22 protein-coding genes, 1 tRNA gene and 1 pseudogene are annotated in these 20354 nt (G+C 35.7%); 2 read left to right on the top strand and 22 right to left on the bottom strand.

Going from position 1 to position 20354, the window contains the following annotated elements:
* From JM172_RS16010 to JM172_RS25490, 7 genes and pseudogenes are all read right to left on the bottom strand, one after another.
* Positions 1-1152, bottom strand: a 1152-nt coding sequence (locus JM172_RS16010) for a M4 family metallopeptidase (RefSeq protein ID WP_214483373.1), incomplete at its 3' end; no start/stop codon positions are given.
* Positions 1153-1794: 642 nt separating this feature from the next.
* Entirely contained in the window at positions 1795-1983 is a 189-nt protein-coding gene (locus tag JM172_RS16005) for a hypothetical protein (protein ID WP_214483372.1), read from the bottom strand.
* 270 nt (positions 1984-2253) lie between these two features.
* Positions 2254-2379 carry a hypothetical protein gene (locus JM172_RS25235; RefSeq protein WP_284730474.1) on the bottom strand — a complete coding sequence of 42 codons (126 nt, stop codon included), beginning with the start codon at positions 2377-2379 and terminating at the stop codon, positions 2254-2256.
* A 68-nt stretch (positions 2380-2447) separates the two neighbouring features.
* Positions 2448-2606, bottom strand: coding sequence for a hypothetical protein (locus tag JM172_RS16000; RefSeq protein ID WP_214483371.1), 159 nt, complete (start codon positions 2604-2606; stop codon positions 2448-2450).
* Positions 2603-2725, bottom strand: a complete 123-nt coding sequence (locus JM172_RS25230) for a hypothetical protein (protein WP_284730473.1) — start codon at positions 2723-2725, stop codon at positions 2603-2605. Before JM172_RS25230 ends, JM172_RS16000 begins: the two co-directional genes overlap by 4 nt.
* A 154-nt stretch (positions 2726-2879) precedes the next feature.
* Positions 2880-3041, bottom strand: coding sequence for a hypothetical protein (locus tag JM172_RS15995; protein WP_214483370.1), 162 nt, complete (start codon positions 3039-3041; stop codon positions 2880-2882).
* Positions 3042-3255: 214 nt separating this feature from the next.
* Positions 3256-3378, bottom strand: a pseudogene (locus JM172_RS25490) (hypothetical protein); the annotation flags it as partial.
* A 58-nt stretch (positions 3379-3436) separates the two neighbouring features.
* Here JM172_RS25490 and JM172_RS25670 point away from each other — a divergent pair.
* Positions 3437-3742: a hypothetical protein gene (locus JM172_RS25670; RefSeq protein WP_250886704.1), complete on the top strand. Its 306-nt coding sequence runs from the start codon at positions 3437-3439 to the stop codon at positions 3740-3742.
* A 421-nt stretch (positions 3743-4163) separates the two neighbouring features.
* Here the strand turns inward: JM172_RS25670 and JM172_RS15980 are convergent, their stop codons facing one another.
* The 3 genes from JM172_RS15980 to JM172_RS15970 form a co-directional block, all read right to left on the bottom strand.
* Positions 4164-4958, bottom strand: coding sequence for a hypothetical protein (locus tag JM172_RS15980; protein ID WP_214483369.1), 795 nt, complete (start codon positions 4956-4958; stop codon positions 4164-4166).
* 249 nt (positions 4959-5207) lie between these two features.
* Positions 5208-5618: a hypothetical protein gene (locus JM172_RS15975; protein ID WP_214483368.1), complete on the bottom strand. Its 411-nt coding sequence runs from the start codon at positions 5616-5618 to the stop codon at positions 5208-5210.
* A 206-nt stretch (positions 5619-5824) separates the two neighbouring features.
* Complete coding sequence (locus JM172_RS15970) at positions 5825-6097, bottom strand: hypothetical protein (RefSeq protein ID WP_214483367.1); 273 nt, start codon at positions 6095-6097, stop codon at positions 5825-5827.
* 131 nt (positions 6098-6228) lie between these two features.
* Here JM172_RS15970 and JM172_RS15965 point away from each other — a divergent pair, with 131 nt between their 5' ends.
* Entirely contained in the window at positions 6229-6561 is a 333-nt protein-coding gene (locus JM172_RS15965; RefSeq protein ID WP_214483366.1) for a YncE family protein, read from the top strand.
* Positions 6562-6693: 132 nt separating this feature from the next.
* Here JM172_RS15965 and JM172_RS15960 read toward each other — a convergent pair whose 3' ends face one another.
* The 12 genes from JM172_RS15960 to JM172_RS15900 form a co-directional block, all read right to left on the bottom strand.
* Positions 6694-7200, bottom strand: coding sequence for a YncE family protein (locus JM172_RS15960; RefSeq protein ID WP_214483365.1), 507 nt, complete (start codon positions 7198-7200; stop codon positions 6694-6696).
* Positions 7201-7641: 441 nt separating this feature from the next.
* Complete coding sequence (locus JM172_RS15955) at positions 7642-8037, bottom strand: hypothetical protein (protein WP_214483364.1); 396 nt, start codon at positions 8035-8037, stop codon at positions 7642-7644.
* A 957-nt stretch (positions 8038-8994) separates the two neighbouring features.
* Positions 8995-9615: a hypothetical protein gene (locus JM172_RS24845; RefSeq protein WP_250886703.1), complete on the bottom strand. Its 621-nt coding sequence runs from the start codon at positions 9613-9615 to the stop codon at positions 8995-8997.
* A gap of 807 nt (positions 9616-10422) precedes the next feature.
* Positions 10423-10495, bottom strand: a tRNA-Val gene (locus JM172_RS15940).
* A 110-nt stretch (positions 10496-10605) separates the two neighbouring features.
* Positions 10606-11364 carry a hypothetical protein gene (locus tag JM172_RS15935; protein ID WP_214483363.1) on the bottom strand — a complete coding sequence of 253 codons (759 nt, stop codon included), beginning with the start codon at positions 11362-11364 and terminating at the stop codon, positions 10606-10608.
* 485 nt (positions 11365-11849) lie between these two features.
* Complete coding sequence (locus JM172_RS15930) at positions 11850-12140, bottom strand: DUF2933 domain-containing protein (protein WP_214483362.1); 291 nt, start codon at positions 12138-12140, stop codon at positions 11850-11852.
* Positions 12141-12516: 376 nt separating this feature from the next.
* Complete coding sequence (lgt, locus tag JM172_RS15925; RefSeq protein ID WP_214483361.1) at positions 12517-13344, bottom strand: prolipoprotein diacylglyceryl transferase; 828 nt, start codon at positions 13342-13344, stop codon at positions 12517-12519.
* A 406-nt stretch (positions 13345-13750) separates the two neighbouring features.
* Complete coding sequence (locus tag JM172_RS15920) at positions 13751-16054, bottom strand: copper-translocating P-type ATPase (RefSeq protein ID WP_352223643.1); 2304 nt, start codon at positions 16052-16054, stop codon at positions 13751-13753.
* A gap of 238 nt (positions 16055-16292) precedes the next feature.
* Positions 16293-17024 (bottom strand): urease accessory protein UreH domain-containing protein, encoded by a 732-nt coding sequence (locus JM172_RS15915; RefSeq protein WP_214483360.1) that lies wholly within the window; start codon positions 17022-17024, stop codon positions 16293-16295.
* Positions 17025-17256: 232 nt separating this feature from the next.
* Complete coding sequence (locus JM172_RS15910; protein WP_214483359.1) at positions 17257-18744, bottom strand: multicopper oxidase family protein; 1488 nt, start codon at positions 18742-18744, stop codon at positions 17257-17259.
* Positions 18745-18866: 122 nt separating this feature from the next.
* On the bottom strand, positions 18867-19169 hold the full coding sequence (locus JM172_RS15905; protein ID WP_214483358.1) for an SHOCT domain-containing protein: 303 nt from the start codon (positions 19167-19169) through the stop codon (positions 18867-18869).
* Positions 19170-19399: 230 nt separating this feature from the next.
* Positions 19400-20335, bottom strand: coding sequence for a F510_1955 family glycosylhydrolase (locus JM172_RS15900; RefSeq protein ID WP_214483357.1), 936 nt, complete (start codon positions 20333-20335; stop codon positions 19400-19402).
* Positions 20336-20354: the final 19 nt, after the last annotated feature.

The following is a 20354-nucleotide window of genomic DNA, read 5'->3' as shown; positions in this document are numbered from 1 at the left end:
TTGATAAATTAAATTTGCACTAAAATCCGTTACTGCATGTGTCAACTCATGTCCAACTACATCAAGTGACCCTGATAGAGGTAGGAATTGTCTCCCATCACCGTCTCCATAAATCATTTGGGTGCCTACCCAAGCAGCGTTATTATAACTTCTACCAAAATGTACTGTAGATTTTATTGGTGCACCATTTCCATCATAGCTATCTCTTCCAAAGACATCTTTAAAATAATCATACGTGATGCCAGCATAATAATGAGCATCAACTGCGGCGCTGTCATAACTATCTGTGAATAAATTATCAGTATCTACCCAAAGACTACCAGGGAGCTTAGCAAAGTAGTTATTTTCATTAATTTTATTTTCAGCATCATAGGTAAATATTCCACTCCCGCGAGTATTATCAATTAATGAGTATGAAGTTCCATCAAAAGAAGTATTTAAAGACTTTTGATCCCCCAACACACCAACACCAGTTCCAACTGAATCTTCTGCAGTATGAATATTGTTATGTTTCGCTAGCACTTCACCTGTAACAGCATCTACAAAATAATCAACGTTTCCTAATTCAGGATAAAAGAAAAGGAAGTTTACTGCATATGCATAGTTAGCTATTTCACCATCAGTATAGATGACTAGTTCTGCCTTCGGATTTTTTTCGTATTCAGGTGCGTCAGCTAAGGATGCTAATAAGTTCTCTTCCGCTATCGCAACAGCATCTTTTTTAGCTACTTTTTGCTCTTTTTTTAATGAATTCTTTTTATCTAGCTCTGGAAGTGCGGTTCCAGAAATTGCTGTCAAAACACCATCTTGATCAATATGTGCTGTCAACGTGGCACCAAATACTGGTGTACCTTTAAATACTTGTTGCAAACGGATAAACGTATACCCTAAACCATCCTTCTTACTTTCTTTAACGATAAACGAATTCTTTGCAATATCATTAATCTTAAATAATTCTTTTTTACTATCAATATAGCTAAAGAGTATATCTTCACTATTATTATTTGAAGGTTCTGTCAATTTACCAGAAACAAATTCAGGTGCTTTAACCTTCTCACTCCAATTTACCTTTTCTAGTTGATTATTAGACTGAGCTGTTACATAATTCACAGAAGGAGCAACAAAAGCTCCTAAAGCTAATGAACTGGCCAATACAGTGGTAACTAATTTTTTTCTTTTTCATTGTTTCACCTCATTATTATTTTACTAGTCTATCATCAAAGTACTAGTTCTCATATAAGATAAGTTTAATTAAATAAAAAACTTACCCTGTATAAATAAATAACTTAATTTTATAAAAATTCAAAATATCAGTCAATTATCATTGTGAAAATCTATACAAAATGACTATCTTTAAGGGGGGGAATAGTGAAAATAATTACAATTTTTATAATATTTTTACTATAAAAGGGTTTTTTATGGTCTTTTTTTTTAGCAGTTTTGATATTAAAATGAAATTCTGTTACTTTATCGACTCTATTTGAAGGTACTCTTCGATAAATAAATTTGTTCTACTTATATTTATAAATTAGGTTACCCAATAAAACAACTTGATCACTTTATAAATAAAACAACATGTAATTTAACATAGTGGATAATATTGCAATTAGGATTTATAATTCTTAAAATTATTAATCAGTAAAAATCTACAAATCAAAAAATCTGGTTATTCAACAATATGGCCCAATTGTTGAATTAGCAAATTAATACAACATCTCTTATTTAACTTCATAATTTTGAAAACTACCACATAATATAAGGCTTACTCCACATTCTTTACCGTTACAATTAAAGTTAATAATTACCGTTAATCGCGATATATATCTTTTCCATTTTAAACGCAAAAGGTGTGTCTTTTAATAGTTCCGATGCGCGTTGATAGACTTCGTGTTGTTTGCCGTCAAAGAACGATTTACCGCGTTTATATTTTGCTAAGCGTTCAACTTCAACTGCCGGTGGAAACTGCTTACCTATTTCGAACATTGCACCGCCTCCTTTCTTTAAGTAATATAATTAATAGACTGTAAGGGGGTTTTAATGTGTATTTGGTATTTATAATAATTTTAACTACAATATTAAGCTATATTTTCATCTTTTTTACTGGCCCAATTTTTTCTGCAATTATCGCTTTTGGTATCATTCTTGGTTGTTTATTTAGAGGTATATATCTACTTAACGAAATAAGTGAGAATCTTTATAAAATATCAGCTAAGACTGATAGGTTATTAGAAAAACAGCATAATAACGAATAAGCTACAACCATGCTGGTTTTTCCATTACCCGCGCTCTCACCTTCTTCGATATTGAAATCGCCTGCTCCATTGCGTCAATTAAGTCGTCAACCTCACCCGTTCCATATCGTTCAAATTGTTCGAGCAACAGGGCGTGATTATCTTACCTGCGATTCCAACATCTGGAAAAACCACCTCGATTCGAAGATCTTTTCGTTATCTTTGCTGAATTTTATGAACGCGTGAGTGTGCCGGGTAATTAACTATTCTTAATGCCTTTTTCAGTTCATCGACAAAGAATTCCTGCGCCATTTGCGCCTCGGCTGCTATACCGTGGGGCTGATATTTTAGCGTCATTTCAATGATCTTTTTCATAAATACGTCGGGCTTAACACACCTTCGCCCCAGGAATCAATAACGTAAAATGTGTTCGTTGTTTTATCCTTCGCAACATCACCAATAGCCGAGTACTCGTCTTTCTTTTTACCCATCACAAAGTCAACGCCCATCTTTATTAAAAATTAGTTTGATTTGTAATCAAACTTTGATGTGTTCTCATTCCAATACGAAAGGTGCTCTGAAACAAATATCATCGAGTGGATTATTTTGATACGCGGTGTTGAACGCATTTGACCCGTTGTCCCACTTTCATTTCATCAGCTTGTACAACGGCTGAACATCCGGCCAAAGCACGTCGGCACCATCATCCATTTCCTGGTGATTGGTTTCGTAAAATGCGAGTGCGTGATCGGCTCCGATCGCGTTATTGCGATCTTGATAGATATCGCAACATTGTTCCCATAACGCCATGTTTTTGGGGTGAAATAGTATTGGGCGATAAATCACTCAGCGTCAATTAACGTGTTAATTTCGTTTATTTTTTCAATTTTATGTTTGCGCTCGTCATAATCAAGCCATTCGCCACTTTTCCACTCCATAAGATCGTCCTCCTTTCCGTTTTAGTTCACTCGAAAAAGCTCGCCGATTGATGAACGAGCGTAAATTTTTTTTAAGATAAATTACATTAACACGGTGTGAATGCGATAGCAGTTGGTTCAGTATATACGGGAACTATAGCAATTAGTGAATGAGTTTTTACGTCAATTACTGAAACATTATTACTACCATTATTTCCGACATAAGCAGGTTTTCCGTCGGGTGTAAAAGAAACAAAACGTTGTTAGCTATCCACTCCGACTACTGCTATGATTGAATGGGTTTTAGTACCAATGACCGTGACTGTATTTCCATTTCGAGTAACTACATACGCAAATTTACCATTCGAGGTAATTGCAACTTTCGACCAGTACTCTTGCTATAACGGAATGTGTTTTAGTATCGATGACTGTTACCGAATTAGTACCGGAACCACCGTTCGTAATATACGCAAGTTTTACGAACGGTGTGACCGCTATATTGGTAAACCACTAACTGTAACCCTTGCAATCTCGCTATGTGTATTCACATCAATCACAGAAACATTACCGGTTGAAGTTTCGTTAACAACGTAAGCCCGTACCATCGTCCGACCTATGTCCTTTCTAGCAGTGTATGCGAGTGTAAAGTGAAAGTGATTTTTTGAATACGCATAGTTTCTTCGTCAGATAAAGGCTTTTGGTCAGGGGGGCTTGGGAGTCAGTCGTTTCCCCTTTGCAGCCTCACTCCAATTGATGTATATCGCTGTATACGTCATTCGTTTTTAATTTACATAATAGTAGCTATAGGAACCAATACGCGCTCATAACCGTTGATATGACAGTGTTTCTAACGCGCGTAAATATATCAATTATACACGATTTTATACATCGATGATTTGAAGACATTTGTGGCGTATCGGTCGTCCATTACTACGCTAAAATAGTGCATACGATTAACCTTCTTTTTTAAGTTGAAAGTGTTAGAGGTACCTCGCGTCGAATTCGACTTGCAGATCTAGCTACACGGTTCTGTCATTCCATCAATATCTATATCTACTGCTAAATTTTCCCCACTCAAAACCATTATGTCTATTTTAGTTACATTTAAAAATGAAAACATTTTGTGAGCGGTAGTGTCAACCTCGTTTAAATTTAAAGTTATAGGCTGTATAATCCCATTTGAAGTAAAATTAATAATTACCTCTGCTACACCGTCTAGGTCTGTTTGATCTTCTCTTAAAACGACCTCACCGTGAAATCCAATTGCTCTGCCGTTGTATACTTCCACCAAATTATTAGTCACACTATTTAAGCCAGTATTTGTGGTACCTATATCGTCGGCAAGTAGCTGACACGAACAATCGCATTGCGTTACTTTTTCAACTGCACTATAGCCTATACTGCCCCTTTTACACGGTTCTGTCATTCCATCACAAGTTACACACACATTCAGATTCTCACCAGTCATAACATTCACTTCTATTTTAGTTACATTTAACAACGAAAATATTTTGTTAGTGTTTCTAGAAGATAGATCTAATGTTATAGGCTGTACAATACCGTTTGATGTAAAATTAATTATTACAATCCCGACACCCATAGGTACTCCCGATTCCGACGTTAATTCGACCTCACCTTGCAATCCAACTGGCCTACCGTTGTATACTTCAGCTGTATTATTAGTTGAATCATTCATATTCCTGTTTAAAGTAATTATATTATCTACAATCAATAAACACGGACAATCACACGTTTTTTCCTTATCAGTAGCACTCCCGCAACATGTACTTACTTTCTTGTATTGACCCATTGTTATTCCTCCACAATCACAGATTAATAAAGTATATTATGCCAATATTTATAACCGTGATTGGACGTAAAACCGAAACAACTACACTTACATTTGCTTATGTCCTGTCTACTATTCTATCGATAAGCGATAACCCTATTCATCCTCCTCTTTACCGCCCTTAAACCGCTTGATCTACCTACGCTTTACTACATTATCCTGCATACGATTAACCTTCTGATTCAAGGCGAAAGGGTTAGGCTTGCAGGCTTAACTACATAACTCTGTCATTCCATCGAGAGATACAAGTACATTTAGGTCCACTCCACTCATAACTATCACTTCTATTTTGGTTACATTTAGGAATGAAAAAATTTTACTAGAGATACTGCCTACACCCTTTAATTTTAAGGTTATAGGCTGTAAAATACCATTTGAAGTAAAATTAATAACGACTTCACCCATCCCAGTAGGATTTGTTATACCATCTTTTAACTCTGCCTTACCATGTATTCCAACTGCTCTACCGTTGTATACTTCTGCTATATTATTATTCGTACTATTTAAACCGTTATTTTGAGCACTTATAACATCCGCGAGCAATTGACACGGACAATCACACGTTTTTCCTTCCTTGATTGTACTCCCGCAACAGGTACTCACTTTTTTATATTGACTCATCGTTCGACCTCCGCTATCACAGTTTAATACGGTATATTATGCCGGTATTTATAACCGTGATTGGACGCAAAAACGAAACAACTACTTACATTTGCTTATGTCCTGTCTACTATTCTATCGATAAGCGAAAACTCTATTCATCCTCCTCTTTACCGCCCTTAAACCGCTTGATCTTCTCTTTAATATCCCACACACTCAACGTTTTGTTACTGCCTCGGAATCCAGTTATCGGAGTTTTCCGGGTTCAAGTTTTCGGCGAAATATTCGTATGCACAGTAAAGCAAGTCGCGTTCGACACGGTGAATTCGGTTAAAACGCTCTAACTTTTCGATTAGTTCGAAGTAGTCTTGCACAATTTCGACCGGCATATCTTCGGCTGAATTATACTCAGCGTCAATTAACGTGATAATTTCGTTTATTTCTTCAATTTTGTGCTGGCGCTCATCATAATCTAGCCATTCGCCATTTTCCCACGCCATAAGATCGTCCTCCATTCCGTGTTAGTTCACGCGAAAAAGCTCGCCGGTTGATGAGCGAGCGTGAATTTAGTTTAGGTTAGTTAGGGCTGAATGCAATCGCCTCAGGATTAGTACCGACAGGAACGTTTGCGATGACCATTGCTATTACACCTGATGGAAAACTTGTTTATGTAGATGCTCGTGACGGAAATACGATTACTGCCATCGATGTAAAAACACAATCAATCATAGCTACCATTTTTCAAGTAGACAACAACCTTCGTTTTTTAGAGTTTACCCCAGATGGGAAATTAGCTTATGTGGGTAATGAAAGGGATAGTACTGTATGTGTAATTGATACAAAAACTCACTCGGTCATATTAACTGGGCTTTCATCGGGAGATGCTATTGAAATTGTAGCCACTATAGAATGCGTTTTCACATCAATTACTGTAACAGAGCCAGAAATTACATCATCACCTTGATTTACAACATAAGCTAGTTTCCCGTCAGGTGTAGATTTAACATCTTGTGGACCGTCTCCTACTTGAATAGTTGCAACAATAGAGTGCGTCTTTGTATCGATAACTGCTATACTGTCTACAAGTCGATTTACATTATAATCTAGTTGTGATTTCAACTGCAAACGGATCTCCCCCCATACTCACAACTACTGTCGCGATCACACTATGAGTTTTAATATCTATGATTGACACAGTAGCTGGTTCATTAATTGTTCCTCGATTTGCGACATAAGCTAGTTTCCCATTTGGTGTGATTGCTATTGCTTCCGGATCGGCACCTACTGGGACAGTTGCAATAACAGAATGAGTTTTCGTGTCGATCGCTGATATATCACCTGAATCGATTACAATATAGGCAAGTTTACTATCAGGTGTAAAAGCGATACCTACGGCTCCAACCCCTAATTGAATATTTGCAATAACCGAGTGTGTTTTCGTATCAATAACTGACACACCACTTATCACATCTCTAGTGAAAGTAACATAAGCTAGTTTCCCGTCAGGTGAAATCGCAATATTATTAGCCCCTGCCCCCACCAAAACGGTAGCAATTACAGATTGTGTTTTCGTATCAATAACGGAAACTCTGTTACCTGGCATTCACAACATAAGCCAGTACCATTGTACCGACCTCCTTACAATCGTTTTTACTAGTGTATGTGAGCGCAAGGTCAAAGTGATTTTTTGAATCCGCATTGTTTTTCCGTCTAATAAGGGCTATTCGTTGGGCGCGCTTTGGGGGCAGTCGTTTTCCCTTTGCGACCTCACTCCGATTCGTGTATATCGCTGTATACGTCATTCGTTTCTAGTTTACATAATAGTAACTATAGGAACCAATACGTGGTCATAACCGTTGATATGACCGCGTTTCTAACTCACGTAAATTTATCAATCATACACGATTTTATACATCGTTGATATGACCGCGTTTCTAGCTTGTCGAACTCCCTTTACTCGCTAAAATAGTGCATACAATTAACCTTCCGTTTTAAGGTGGAAGTGTTCGAGGTACCGCGCGTCAGGTTCGGCTTGTAGACTTATTTACTTACAAGGCTCATTCACTGCTCCCCAACGCATTAACCCTTCTACAGGGTCCGTACCAGCCACAAACACTACTTCAATTCTAGTTACATTATCGCATGTGAAAAATTTGTTAAATTGATTGGCATTTAAAGTTATAGACTTGTTTAATGTACCATTTGAAAAAAAGTTAAATACGACTACATCATTCAAGTTTAATGTTGCTAAAGTTAATAGCACCGTACCTACAATTCCAATTGCTTTTCCATTATATAATTCCGATGTTGTATTGACGCTATCTACCGAGAAATTTGAAGTAATATCACCAGTAAACAATAGACAAGGACAATCGCACGCTTTTTCATCCTTTACGATTGTACTTCCACAACACGTACTTACTTTCTTATACTGAGACATCGCTCAACCTCCATAATCACAGATTTACGATATAATATGCTCGTATTTTTACCCTGATTGGACGTACGACCTCAACCGACATCAAGTTCACCCTACAATTCCGCTATCTATTCGTCAGTGTCTACCGTTTGCTTAAACCGTTCGATCTTCACTCTCACATCCGACATACTAACGCCTTCCTCTTTATCTATCGAATCGATTTCGACCTTCTCCGTTAACTACTATGCACCTGAAACAACGTCCTAAACATCGCAGCATTACTATCCTTGTTTATGTGATCGGGTATATCGACTCCATTACTTCCGGTAATCTATCGACTGTATTGCGCATAATCTGACGATGTAATTCTTCGTTAAAGTGATCGAGCTTACGCCATCCTTTGTTATGTAAGTTCTGTAACGCCTACCTCTTCGGCTATTTCAGCGTACTTCATTCTGTTTCTTTTCGGCATTGCTAATATCTTAATTGCCGTTATTTGTGCTTTTGTTAAATTCCGTACCATAATTAACGCCCTCCTTTCCGTAATACTTTGCGAATACATACCGATTTAATAAGTTCAAAACCATTGTGCCGCCTTTCGCCTTGCTCAAGTCATCACTGTCCATTAATACCTTTCCTCGCCGATAATTTAATAACCAGCGATAAAGAGGACAGCGACGAATGAGAGAAACGAATGAGGCGCAATCTTGGTTAGTAGACAAAGATTAAGATATAATTTCGCACTAAAAATCTCTACATCCCTTGTCGCTCTATGGTGAACCCTGTTTTTGGTTATGGGAATAAGGTCACACTCATTATCATTTACGTTATTCTAATTGAGAATAAATACCTTTTCTTCACGTTAAACATGGCGAGTAATGTATCGTCCGGCTTCTTATTCTGACGATAAAACACGCTAGGATTAAACGTGTATCGCTCCGGCTCATTGCCAACTTTAATCCTCGCACCCTGCTTGCGTTAACCTTTCACAATATAAAAAGCCGACCGTATTAACGATAAGCAAATACTCTCCAACTCCCGAAGTGCCTGCGTTGCTTTCTTTGCTTCACGTTGAATAGCCTTTAACCCAGTAATAACATCAGACACCTCAACGTTTAATTTCACTGTGAATTCGCCAACTTCGCGCTGTGTTTGCGCCATGTTAGATTGACTCCTTTTTCGGAATCTAAAAAAGCCAACCACGCTGAATGCGATTAGCTGTAAAACACCAAAATATTTACTCAATCGTCTAATCAAAACGAATTGATTAACCATACAATACCGCAAACAAACTATGAAATGAGGTAGAATAATGAGCGCGTATGTTTCAAAATCATCATGTTGCGGTAGTACTGTATCTACAGCCAAAGAACAAACTGCTTGTTGTGATTGTCCAGTAATTACCGACCAATGCTCAGGGAGAATTGAGCGAGAGTGCGGCAGTCCAACATTTTCCTTTTTTAATGGAAATACTATAGGATCTGTAAACGGTACAATTACCATAGAACCTACTACAACGTGTGAAATACTAATAGTAGTAACCTCAAACGGGATGGATTTTCCTTTAGGTCCTTGTATTGAAGGAGATGTTATATGCATCTCATATAGAAACGTCACTCAAATAACTTTAACATGTACTAATGGAAGTACAGGAGAAATTTGTGTGATAAATTATAACTTTACTATCACTGAAAGATGTATATCTAACACTGTTGTTTCAAGCAGTCCTGTGAGATAGCGTTAACTCGCGCACTGACCGCCTCCTTTAACTAATATTGACCAATCGCTCTCAGACAAAATTATCTTCGTTGAGGACGACCATTTTTAGACGCGTATTAATAGTCACTGGAGATAACCCGACTTCCTTGTCCTTATCGGTTTTATATTTATGATCTTAATTTCACTAGTCTTTCACGCATAAATACAATAGAGTCTCTAATGGTATTTTTCTAATACATTTTATATTTCCATCAATTCCGTTGCACCCTAAATAATCACGAATAAAACCGTAGTTGTGATCGTACTGTTTTAGAGTTTTCTCCGCACGACCTTCGGCTATTTTAATCGCTTTAAATCGTGAAAACAATTCTTCTAAATCGTTGATAGATTTCTGTTGCCCGATTACTCTTGCGTTTTTAGTAGCTTTACCACGTCGTTTTGTTGCCTTAATATTCGTCTCCTTTAAGTAAATTAACTAAAGGAATATGATGGATAAATACCTCTACAGCACCGCTACCCCCCATATTTTTGATTCGGAGTAATCGATTTAAGAGGCTTTGTTTACGCATCTAGCACCGCTGCCTTGCGGGTTAATGGGAGCGTAACCCTGCGACTAAGCCAAAGCACAAGTCAACGGAAATAAAAAACGCTAGAACCATTGATTTATCAAGGATTCTAGCGTTAGGATGATTCCGACTGGTCTCGAACCAGCGACCTCTACCCTGTCAAGGTAGCGCTCTCCCAGCTGAGCTACGGAATCACAATATATTGTCGTGAATAATTAATATAATAGCTTGATATATTTGAAATGTCAATATCTTTTCATGACTTCAACTTAAATGATCTCTATTTTTTAGGGCTGTTTTCTCATTATCGAATTAAGTAATATATATATACACAAATATCCTTGGAGACATCATTTCTTCTGAAACTATGATCAATATATTCAAATCCTTCCTTACTATGATAATTTATTGCATAGCGCCTATAAATTGTTCTAATCCCTCTAACCCTCACCATTAGCAGGTCTCTACAATTATCAATTATGTGATTATGTTCTATATCTAAATCAACTTGTAACGACTCAGTGTTAACTATTAGTCCCATATTATTGTATATATAGAAAAATCCAATAAGAATAATAGCTGAAGCTATTGGATGTTCAAGCATTTTATTGAAGGGCTGAGTGAAAGGTTTTTGCGTTTCTTCATTCAACAAATTTAAAGCTAGAATGAGAGAAACAATCACTAATGTAAAAAAAATTTTGATGGTTGATTCCTGATATTGAACCATTACCATCTCACCTAACATTGCTCCCATCATTCCTCCCATTAAACCTGACAACATTCCATTTAATACTGGTATGATTCCATTCAGTAGCCCAACCATACTTCCACATATAAACCCAACACCCATTCCTAAGACAGTAGATAAAAAGAGATTTCCATTTAAAAAAACCCCAAAGATCACTCCACTTAACAAACCATTCATCATACCGACTGTCATTGTAATCGTCATACTAGTCATACTTGTTATGTTTTTTCTTTGTATAACCAAGCATAAGGAAATATAAAAGGTTAATAAGAGTGGTGTTATAATTGTCATTAATAACGCTTTTGACATAATCATATTTATCACATCCTAGTTTAATAGCATGTACATCAATATATGCATTTACTATTGCAACTAGTACAGATATCCCTACAAACATCAGATGATTCAACTTAAATCACCTAGACGTGTAATCCAAAACTACGGTATTAATATAAAAGTTATTTATTTGAAGATAAAATTTTGAATTGACCTTTGGATAACAAAATTTCTAACACATACTTTGTGCTAATCATCTACTCAAAAAATATTCTTATCTAGCTTTAATTCGGTCAAATCACCTGAATGAGTAGTTAAATCAACATCAACCTGCAATCATTTAATTGTTATTCATTTACAAGGTGGGTAGCTTCCATATTAATTACATCCACCACTTTATAAGTGATTGACATGAGATTTCATGAGCTTCTTGGTATACAGGGTTCTATCAATGATCTCCTTTGTAGTTCGATTTATTTAACTACATCATTAGATTCTTCACCCTGTTGACTCCTTCTCCAGCTTTACTTATTCTTTGCATTACTTTCGATAGAGTCATCAAATTTTTCTTTAAGCAATTCATGTTGTTCTCTTAACATAGTAAGTTCACCTTCTAATTGCTTAACTTTATAGCTGTCTAATCTAGAAGACTGTTCTTCTTCACTCGATAAATCACTTTGTACAGTAGCATTATGACCAAATTGATGTTTCCCATGACGATGACCATGTTGATGTTTTCCATGATTATGACCTTTCATCATAAAGACCATTGATAATGGACATAAAAGAAGCAGTAAAAGTAAAATCCATTCCATCATTAATACCTCCCATAGATCAATTTTAATAATGAAGTCATATGTCAAATGACTGTAAACTTTGAACGGTGTTATTTTTTTGTACTTAAAACTAAATGGGCATACTAACTGACGTTAGTGGCTCTTTTCCTACTAGTTTAAGGATGAAAGTATCATATAGCTTCACCATGCTGTTCAATTTAATAACTTAAACAAAATTTTAGAAAAGGGCCGATCTAACAATATGCTATTAATTATGAATTTCTGAACCATCACTCCCGTCTCAATACCATAACCTTTTATAATATCTTTATATGTTAATTGTTTTTTCTGCAGATAAAATGCATATATGTTCTCAACTGTGTGAAAGGTGTTTTTTCAACTATTAAGCTGATCTTCACCCCTGTACCCCAAAATAAATAATGACCGATAAAAGCATCAATACAATTACTGCAAATATTGTTTTATAATAATCTTTTGCTGTTATTACATTATCATTATTAATAGTGGTTCTTGGTTTCAAATATTTCATTAAGAATATTCCGATGGTTATACCTACAATACTCATTAAATGACTAACAGATATCGTACCTAATATCATCGGATTAATTCTTGAGAATTCCACAATTGCTCGTATGATCATATAACCAATTAAATAATGAATAAAGATTTGCCCATGGTAAGATGATTTTTTCAAGCGTAACCATAGGTACCCAAATAACAAATAATCTAATAAAAATTCGTATGCTTGAGATGGATGAAGATACTCTCCATTTACTTCCATTCCCCAAGGTAATGCCTGTGAAATTGGACCACCAAATACATCACAACCAATTCTACTAATCCCTTGAGCTAATATTAATGCTGGCGCGACAATATCTAATGTTTCCCAAATCGGCATCTTGTGACGCTTCAAAAATATATACCCAACAGCAAGACCACCTAAAATACCACCATGTATTGAGAGTCCGCCGTTATGAATGAATATAATTTCTAATGGATTATTAATAAAATAGATAGGATCGTACATGAATACATAAATAATTCGAGCTCCTATTACTCCACCAATGAAAGAGTAGATTGCACCATCTATCAATAATTTATAATTAAGTCCCCTACGTTTTGCTTCTCTAGTTAAAATAGCTAAACCTGCCATTACACCAATAGCTATCATTAAACCGAAAAAATATATTGAAAGCGGACCTATACTAAATATGGGTTTCATCAAAAATTCCTCTCTTCATTAAATTATTTCTAGTCATACTAGCTTAAATAAAGGTCCGTTTCCTACTCTTTGTTGTTATTTTGCTAATTTAAACCACTATAACGGGGGGGTTTTTCTGGTTTTATAGCAGAAAGGTACCACTCACTAAAGTTATACCGTATTTATTTCTTAGCACGTAAACAACTATCAATGCGAAAACAGCCTAAAATATGACCCCTCCTTCGAATACAGTGCTATTATAATAGAAAATTATAGATTTTTTATGAAGATTGGAATTTACTATAAAGTTTTTCGAAAGAAAAGTGTTGGGTAATCTTTCACCTACAAAAAAACACCACCTCAAAACTATTTAGTCTTTAGTGGCGTTTCTTAACTTATTAATATTTTTTATCAATATTTTCCAATCTTAACCTTTGAACAATCGTGCGTTTATCGCAACAATTACAGTACTTAGAGACATTAATACAGCTCCTACTGCTGGACTTAATACGATTCCTATTGGTGATAGGATTCCAGCTGCAAGTGGAATCGCGACAATATTATACCCTGTTGCCCACCAAAGATTCTGAATCATTTTTCTATATGTTGATTTTGAAAGCTCAAGGATGGACACAACATCTTCAGGATTACTTTTTACTAAAATAACATCTGCAGTCTCCATTGCAACATCAGTACCTGCTCCTACAGCTATTCCGAGATCAGCGTTTGCCAAAGCAGGTGCATCATTGACCCCATCCCCTGTCATTGCTATTTTTAAACCGGTTGCTTTTAGTTCTTTTATCTTGTCTGCTTTTTCATGTGGTAATACCTCTGCAACTACATCATCTAAATTCAATTGCTTTCCAACCCATTGAGCTACTTTGTAATTATCTCCAGTTAACATCAACGATTGGACATTGATATTCTTCAAACGTGCGATTGCACGTTCAGCACTTTCTCTAACTTTATCAGCAAGTGCAATCATTCCAGCTACTTCACTATTAATTAATACAAAGATTACAGTTTTTCCTTGCTCAGATAATCTCTCAAACGTTTCTTGTTGAAATCTTATATTATTTGCTTTAACAAAACCAGGGCTGACTAGTAAAATCTCTTTACCTTTTACAATTCCCTTTAGCCCTTTACCTGTCATCGATTCAAACTCATCTGGCTGATAAAAAGTTAATTTTTGAGCTTTTGCTTCTCCAACTATCCCTTTAGCAATCGGGTGTTCAGACAATACTTCTAGAGAAGCTGCAAGTTGTAAAACATCCTTCTTTTCATAGCCATTTTCAGTCATGATATCAGTTACACCAAATTCACCCTCGGTTAAAGTACCCGTTTTATCAAAGACAATGGATTGAATATTTCGTGCTTCTTCAAAGTTAGCACGGTTTCTGATTAATAACCCTTGCTTTGCAGCTAATGCTGTAGATCTAGCTACAACTAATGGAGCTGCTAAACCTAAAGCATGAGGACAAGCAATTACCATTACAGTTACCATACGTTCTAACGCATAAACAAAAGGGTACCCCAGCAATAACCATGTTACCAATGTAACGAACCCAGCAATTAGTGCTAGATAAAATAACCATTTAGCAGCTCGATTAGCTAAATCCTGTGTTTTGGATCTTGATTCTTGGGCTTCTTTAACCATCTTTACTACTTGGGAAAGATAGCTATCTTCTCCCGTTTTTTCTACTTGTATGGTTAAAGATCCTTCTCCATTTATGGATCCTGCAATCACCCCATCGTCTATTGTTTTTTCAACTGGTACTGATTCACCTGTCAGCATAGATTCGTTGATGGAAGAGTTCCCCTTAATAATAGTTCCATCAACAGGGACCTTTTCACCAGGTTTTACTAGAACTTTATTTCCTTGGGTTAAATGACTAATGTTAACATCTGTTATTTCTCCATTTTCATCTATCAGATGAGCCTCTGAAGGAATCATTTTCGCTAATTCTTCCAGAGCATTAGAAGCTCCCATTACTGATCGCATTTCTATCCAGTGCCCTAATAACATAATGTCAATGAGGGTGGCTAATTCCCAGAAGAAATTATTTCCTGATAAACCAAAGACAGTCAAGGTACTATATATATACGCCACTACAATCGCAAGTGCTATTAAGGTCATCATTCCAGGGCTCTTTTGTTTCAGCTCATCGTAAGAACCTGTTAAAAAAGGCTTTCCCCCATAGAAAAAAATGAATGTTGCTAAAATAAACAGAGCATAATTTACTCCATAAAAACTTAATTCATACCCTAAAATCGATTGGATCATTGGAGAAAAAATTAATATTGGTATTGTTACTATTAAAGAAATATAGAATCTCCTCTTAAAGTCAGCAATCATATGCCCATGATTATGCCCTCCATGGCCTTGGTGATTATGCCCCCCGTGTTCGTTATGATTATGATTATTATGTTCTCGGTGATTATGACCATCATGTTCGTTATGATTATGACTATTATGTTCTCGGTGATTATGACTATTATGTTCTCGGTGATTATGACCATCGTGTTCGTTATGATTATGACTATTATGTTCTTGATGATTATGACCATCGTGCTCGTTATGATTATGACTATTATGTTCTCGGTGATTATGACTATTATGTTCCAGGTGATTATGTCCTACATGTCCATGTTGTTTATGGTCATCATGTTCTTGATGTGTATGTCTTTCAGGATTACCCACATTTTGATGAGTCTTTTTACCTTTCATCATCAATAACCCGCCCTTTCCATAATTGGAATTTATGTTGAAGTAAAATTTGAATAGCCTTTAGCCTTACTCTTAATTAATAACCTTATGTTGTTTTCTTACTTTTATACTATACCCCCCTATGGTAATTGTCAACTTAAATATTTTATTTATCTTTTACTTTGACCATATGACATAACTTCCTCTAAAAAATGTCCTAAATAAAATAGTCATAGCAGTCTGTTGCTGCTATGACTATAGTTTAAGCCCAATAAGTTATTGTATCAAAGATACCTATTATAATAATGATAATACCAGCAATCATTTGAATTCGTTTCCCTAGTTTTCTACCTTTTTTCATTAATGAACCTCCCAAGCCAAAATACCATATTAAAAACAACGCTATTAGAACAGGGATAGACGTACCTAAAGCAAAAATTGTTGGTAAAATAACTCCATAAGAAGTAGATAGAACGATTGGCATTAATGTAACAAAAAATAAGATGAACATCGTTGGACAGAATGCTAAGGAGAAGCTTAATCCCATTAGAAATGAGCCAAATTTACTTTTTTTAAAATAACTGTCTGGTATGTTAATTAGCTGCAGATTCCAAGTCATTTTGAAAAACCCCATTAAATAAATACCCATTAATATTAAAATTGGCCCAATTACTTTCCTAAACCAAGGAAAATATAAGGTTAGACTTTGCTGAAACTCACGTCCTAGCAACCATACTAATAATCCTAGTAAAGAAAATGCAGTTATTTTCCCGATAATGAAATAGATCACTTCTTTCCATGCAAGTTTTTCTTGCATGGACCGATTCCCGTAAAGAGTAATTGCACCAATATTCCCTGTAAATTGACAAGGTGCCATTGCACCAACAATGCCCAAAACAAATGCAGATGCCAGCGGAATACCTTCAACGCTATACGCAATATTCATAAAAGGCTGACTAAAAAAGTTACTTATCTGACTAAATAAAGCATACACAACAAAACCACCTTTAATTTTCAAGTTAACACTTTTATGCTCACTAAATACAATAATTATGACTGTTTTCGTATAGAATGTTGTTTTTCGTACGAAATAACAAACACGTATACAACTAGGCTTTAGGTAACTATTCTTCTATAAAACGATGACTGATGAGTAAAGTTTATGAAAAGAGCCATAATTATAAAGAAAGTATAGAAAAATAAGAAACTCGTTATATGACATAAACTTATTCGGGTTTATTGAAGTACTCTCCTTCTAATTCAAATGGTGAATAATATCCATTGTATTTAACAACTGTTACCATCCCATTTCCAGCATGGACAAGGTCATGGCAATGAAAGACCCATTCTCCTGGGTTATCAGCAGTAAATAATATCTCATATTGTTCATGTGGTTTAACATTAATTAAGTCTTTTACTAATGGATTTTTTAACCTCTCTCCATTTCTCGTTATCACTTGAAAGTAGTGACCGTGTAAATGCATCGGATGGTCTAACATACTATTATTTATAATCGTTACTTTTACTACGTCACCTTTCTGAACTTTAATAGGATCAGTATTAGGAAATGTTTTCCCATTAATCTTGTAAGTCATACCACCTGCCATCATACCCATCCCAACGTTCAAATCCATTTCGTATATCAGGTCTGGCTCGGCTTCTGAGCTAATAATCGACTCCATTTCACCAATGTTTGTAAAATCAATAAGTGATAACTCCTTTTTTCCTTCTACAACAGGATCTATATCTTCCACTTGCTTTTCAACGTGATTTACGATGATAGGAATTCTTATATCGTTGGCACCTTCCACATTGTTCACGCTAGAAATATACCAATTATTACTCTGATTAGCGTTAAACTCAATATCTAGCCGCTCACCAGGAGCTATCTCAATTACATCAGAAGTTAGCGGTGCCCCAATTACTTCTTTACCGTCATTTGCAACTAAATTATAAGAGTTCCCTTGTAAATAAAAATAGTGTTTTTGATATCCAGCATTCACTAGACGCAGTCTTACTCTTTCCCCAAAATTAGCAACAATAGGGTCGATATTTGGGGCACTTTTACCATTTACAGTAAAGGTTCCATAGGTCATCTGTGAGTCCATCTCTCCAGGTGTGCCACCGGACATATGGTCCATCATTCCACCACTTTCACCTATAGACCATTCATCTACCATTAGTACAACATCTTGGTCATAAGATTTCTCCATAGGTTCAACGATTAGCGCGCCATATAAACCTCTATCTACTTGATTACCACTATCTTGGTGAGAATGATACCAATACGTCCCTGCTTCTATTGCCTCAAACTCATAGGTATATTCCTCATCAGGCTGCACTGCATTTTGTGTCACACCAGCTACACCGTCCATCATGTTAGGGAGAACCATGCCGTGCCAATGAATCGTTACTGGCTCATCAAGGTTGTTCTTTAAATTAACACGTATGAAATCTCCCTCGGTTACACGAATCTCCTCTCCAGGAATTTCGTTATTATAAGTCCAAGCTTCAAATCGTGTACCTTTTATTTCCCAAACAGTTGATTGAGCAATAATATCAAATGTAACAACCTCCTCTTCATTTGGAGTTTCCTTTGGTATATCTAATATATTTATAGATGTTGAATTGTCATTTGAAGTTGTTTGTTGACACCCAACTAATATGAAAGAAATTCCCCCAATTATAAGTGTCAATAACCTAAACTTCCCCAAACCTTTCACCCCTTTGGTTAAGTTCATTATCTACTAATCTTCCATTGATTTTCCACAATACTCCGTTGTCAAAATTAAACTTGTTTAGCCCAACTACTTATAAAAGATAGAAGCAGTTTTTGTTATTTACTTCTTATTTTTGCTTTTAAATGGTCATATTCTTTTTCAGAAATTTCACCCTTTGCAAACCTTTCATTTAAAATATTTATCGGATGTTGGTATGAATGGTTATTGCCATTCAGATATTTTTTCAGAAGATAAAACCCCAAGAAAAGTAAGCCTCCCCAAAAAATAAACATCCCTAGCATCATCATACTTCCTCCTTGAAAACCAGAGCAGCTATCGAGCCATCCCATCATGATCAGTTCACTCCATTCGTTTGCTCTTATACTAGCAAGAATTTTTGCAGATTTATTGAACTTCATTCATAACTTTCAATTGCATATGTTCAATACGTTTGTGTTGCTAATAGTGAAAAAATAGTAGCAACAAAGTTTATGCAACAAGCTTATGTTATTTATCATTACTATCTTCGAAATTAATTGAAAAATTTTGCAGATTCTTAAAGCATTTTATTAATTTCAAATATGTAATACCCATCATTTCTTAAATATAGAAAAGACCCAACTAATATGTCGAGTCTCTTCTATAGCTGTTATTTAATAGTTCCAGCATCTATCGTTTGCTTCCAATTTCCCCCACCATCTTCAGTCACATACACAGAGTTGTTAAATGTTGTTACTGACATTAAGTTATTATTATCTGTATTTATAGATATATTATTGACTGCGACCTCTCCCAAGTCTAGACCAATGTAATCCCAAGTCTGCCCATTGTCGCTACTTTTCATAATACCTGCTTCATCTTGTGTAATTGAGTAGCTCACTAAGTCCTTGCTTTCATTTGGCATAACTGTAATTGCAGTAATTAAGCGATTTCCATCTAATAACTCCCATGTCTCTCCACTATCTTCAGAACGCATGACACCATTCTGTGTTCCAGCCAGTAGTTCACTATCATTATTCGGCAGTGAGATTAATGTGTAAATTTTATGAAGGTCATCTGGTAAGCCAACTGGCTCAATTTTATCCCAATTTTCGCCACCATCAATTGATTTAAATATACCTGCCCCATATTTGCCACTACCCATTTGATTCAAACCATATATAATATCAGTATTTGAATAATTTGCATCTAAAATGTGAAAATCAATCTTGCCTTGTAACGATACTTCTTCCCATGTAATTCCATTATCAGTACTTTTTAAAAGTCCTAGAGGATCTGGAAGGTTTGATGACTTCCCTGGATGACCACTTGTAATCATTTCACCATTCGATAGTGCATGATAACCCATAAAATCATTATCATGAGAGCTAACAGTATACCATGATTCTCCTTTATCACTAGTGGAAATCATTCCTTCATGTGTAGCAACAAAGATCGTATCATCCTGATATGATAACCCGTGCATATGTTCAATTTTTTTGCCACCTTCTATTTTTGTAGGTTCTGTAGTTTGTTCATTGGAATTACAGCCCACAAGTACTACTCCTACTAATAAAATTGGAGTAATTGTCTTTAACATTTTCATATATAATAGTCTCCTTCTA

The sequence above is a fragment of the Bacillus sp. SM2101 genome, assembly GCF_018588585.1.
In the GTDB taxonomy this organism is placed as follows: Bacteria; Bacillota; Bacilli; order Bacillales; family SM2101; genus Nanhaiella; species Nanhaiella sioensis.
Note: the sequence above shows the minus strand (reverse complement) of the source record. Positions and strands in the feature narration are given on the sequence as shown.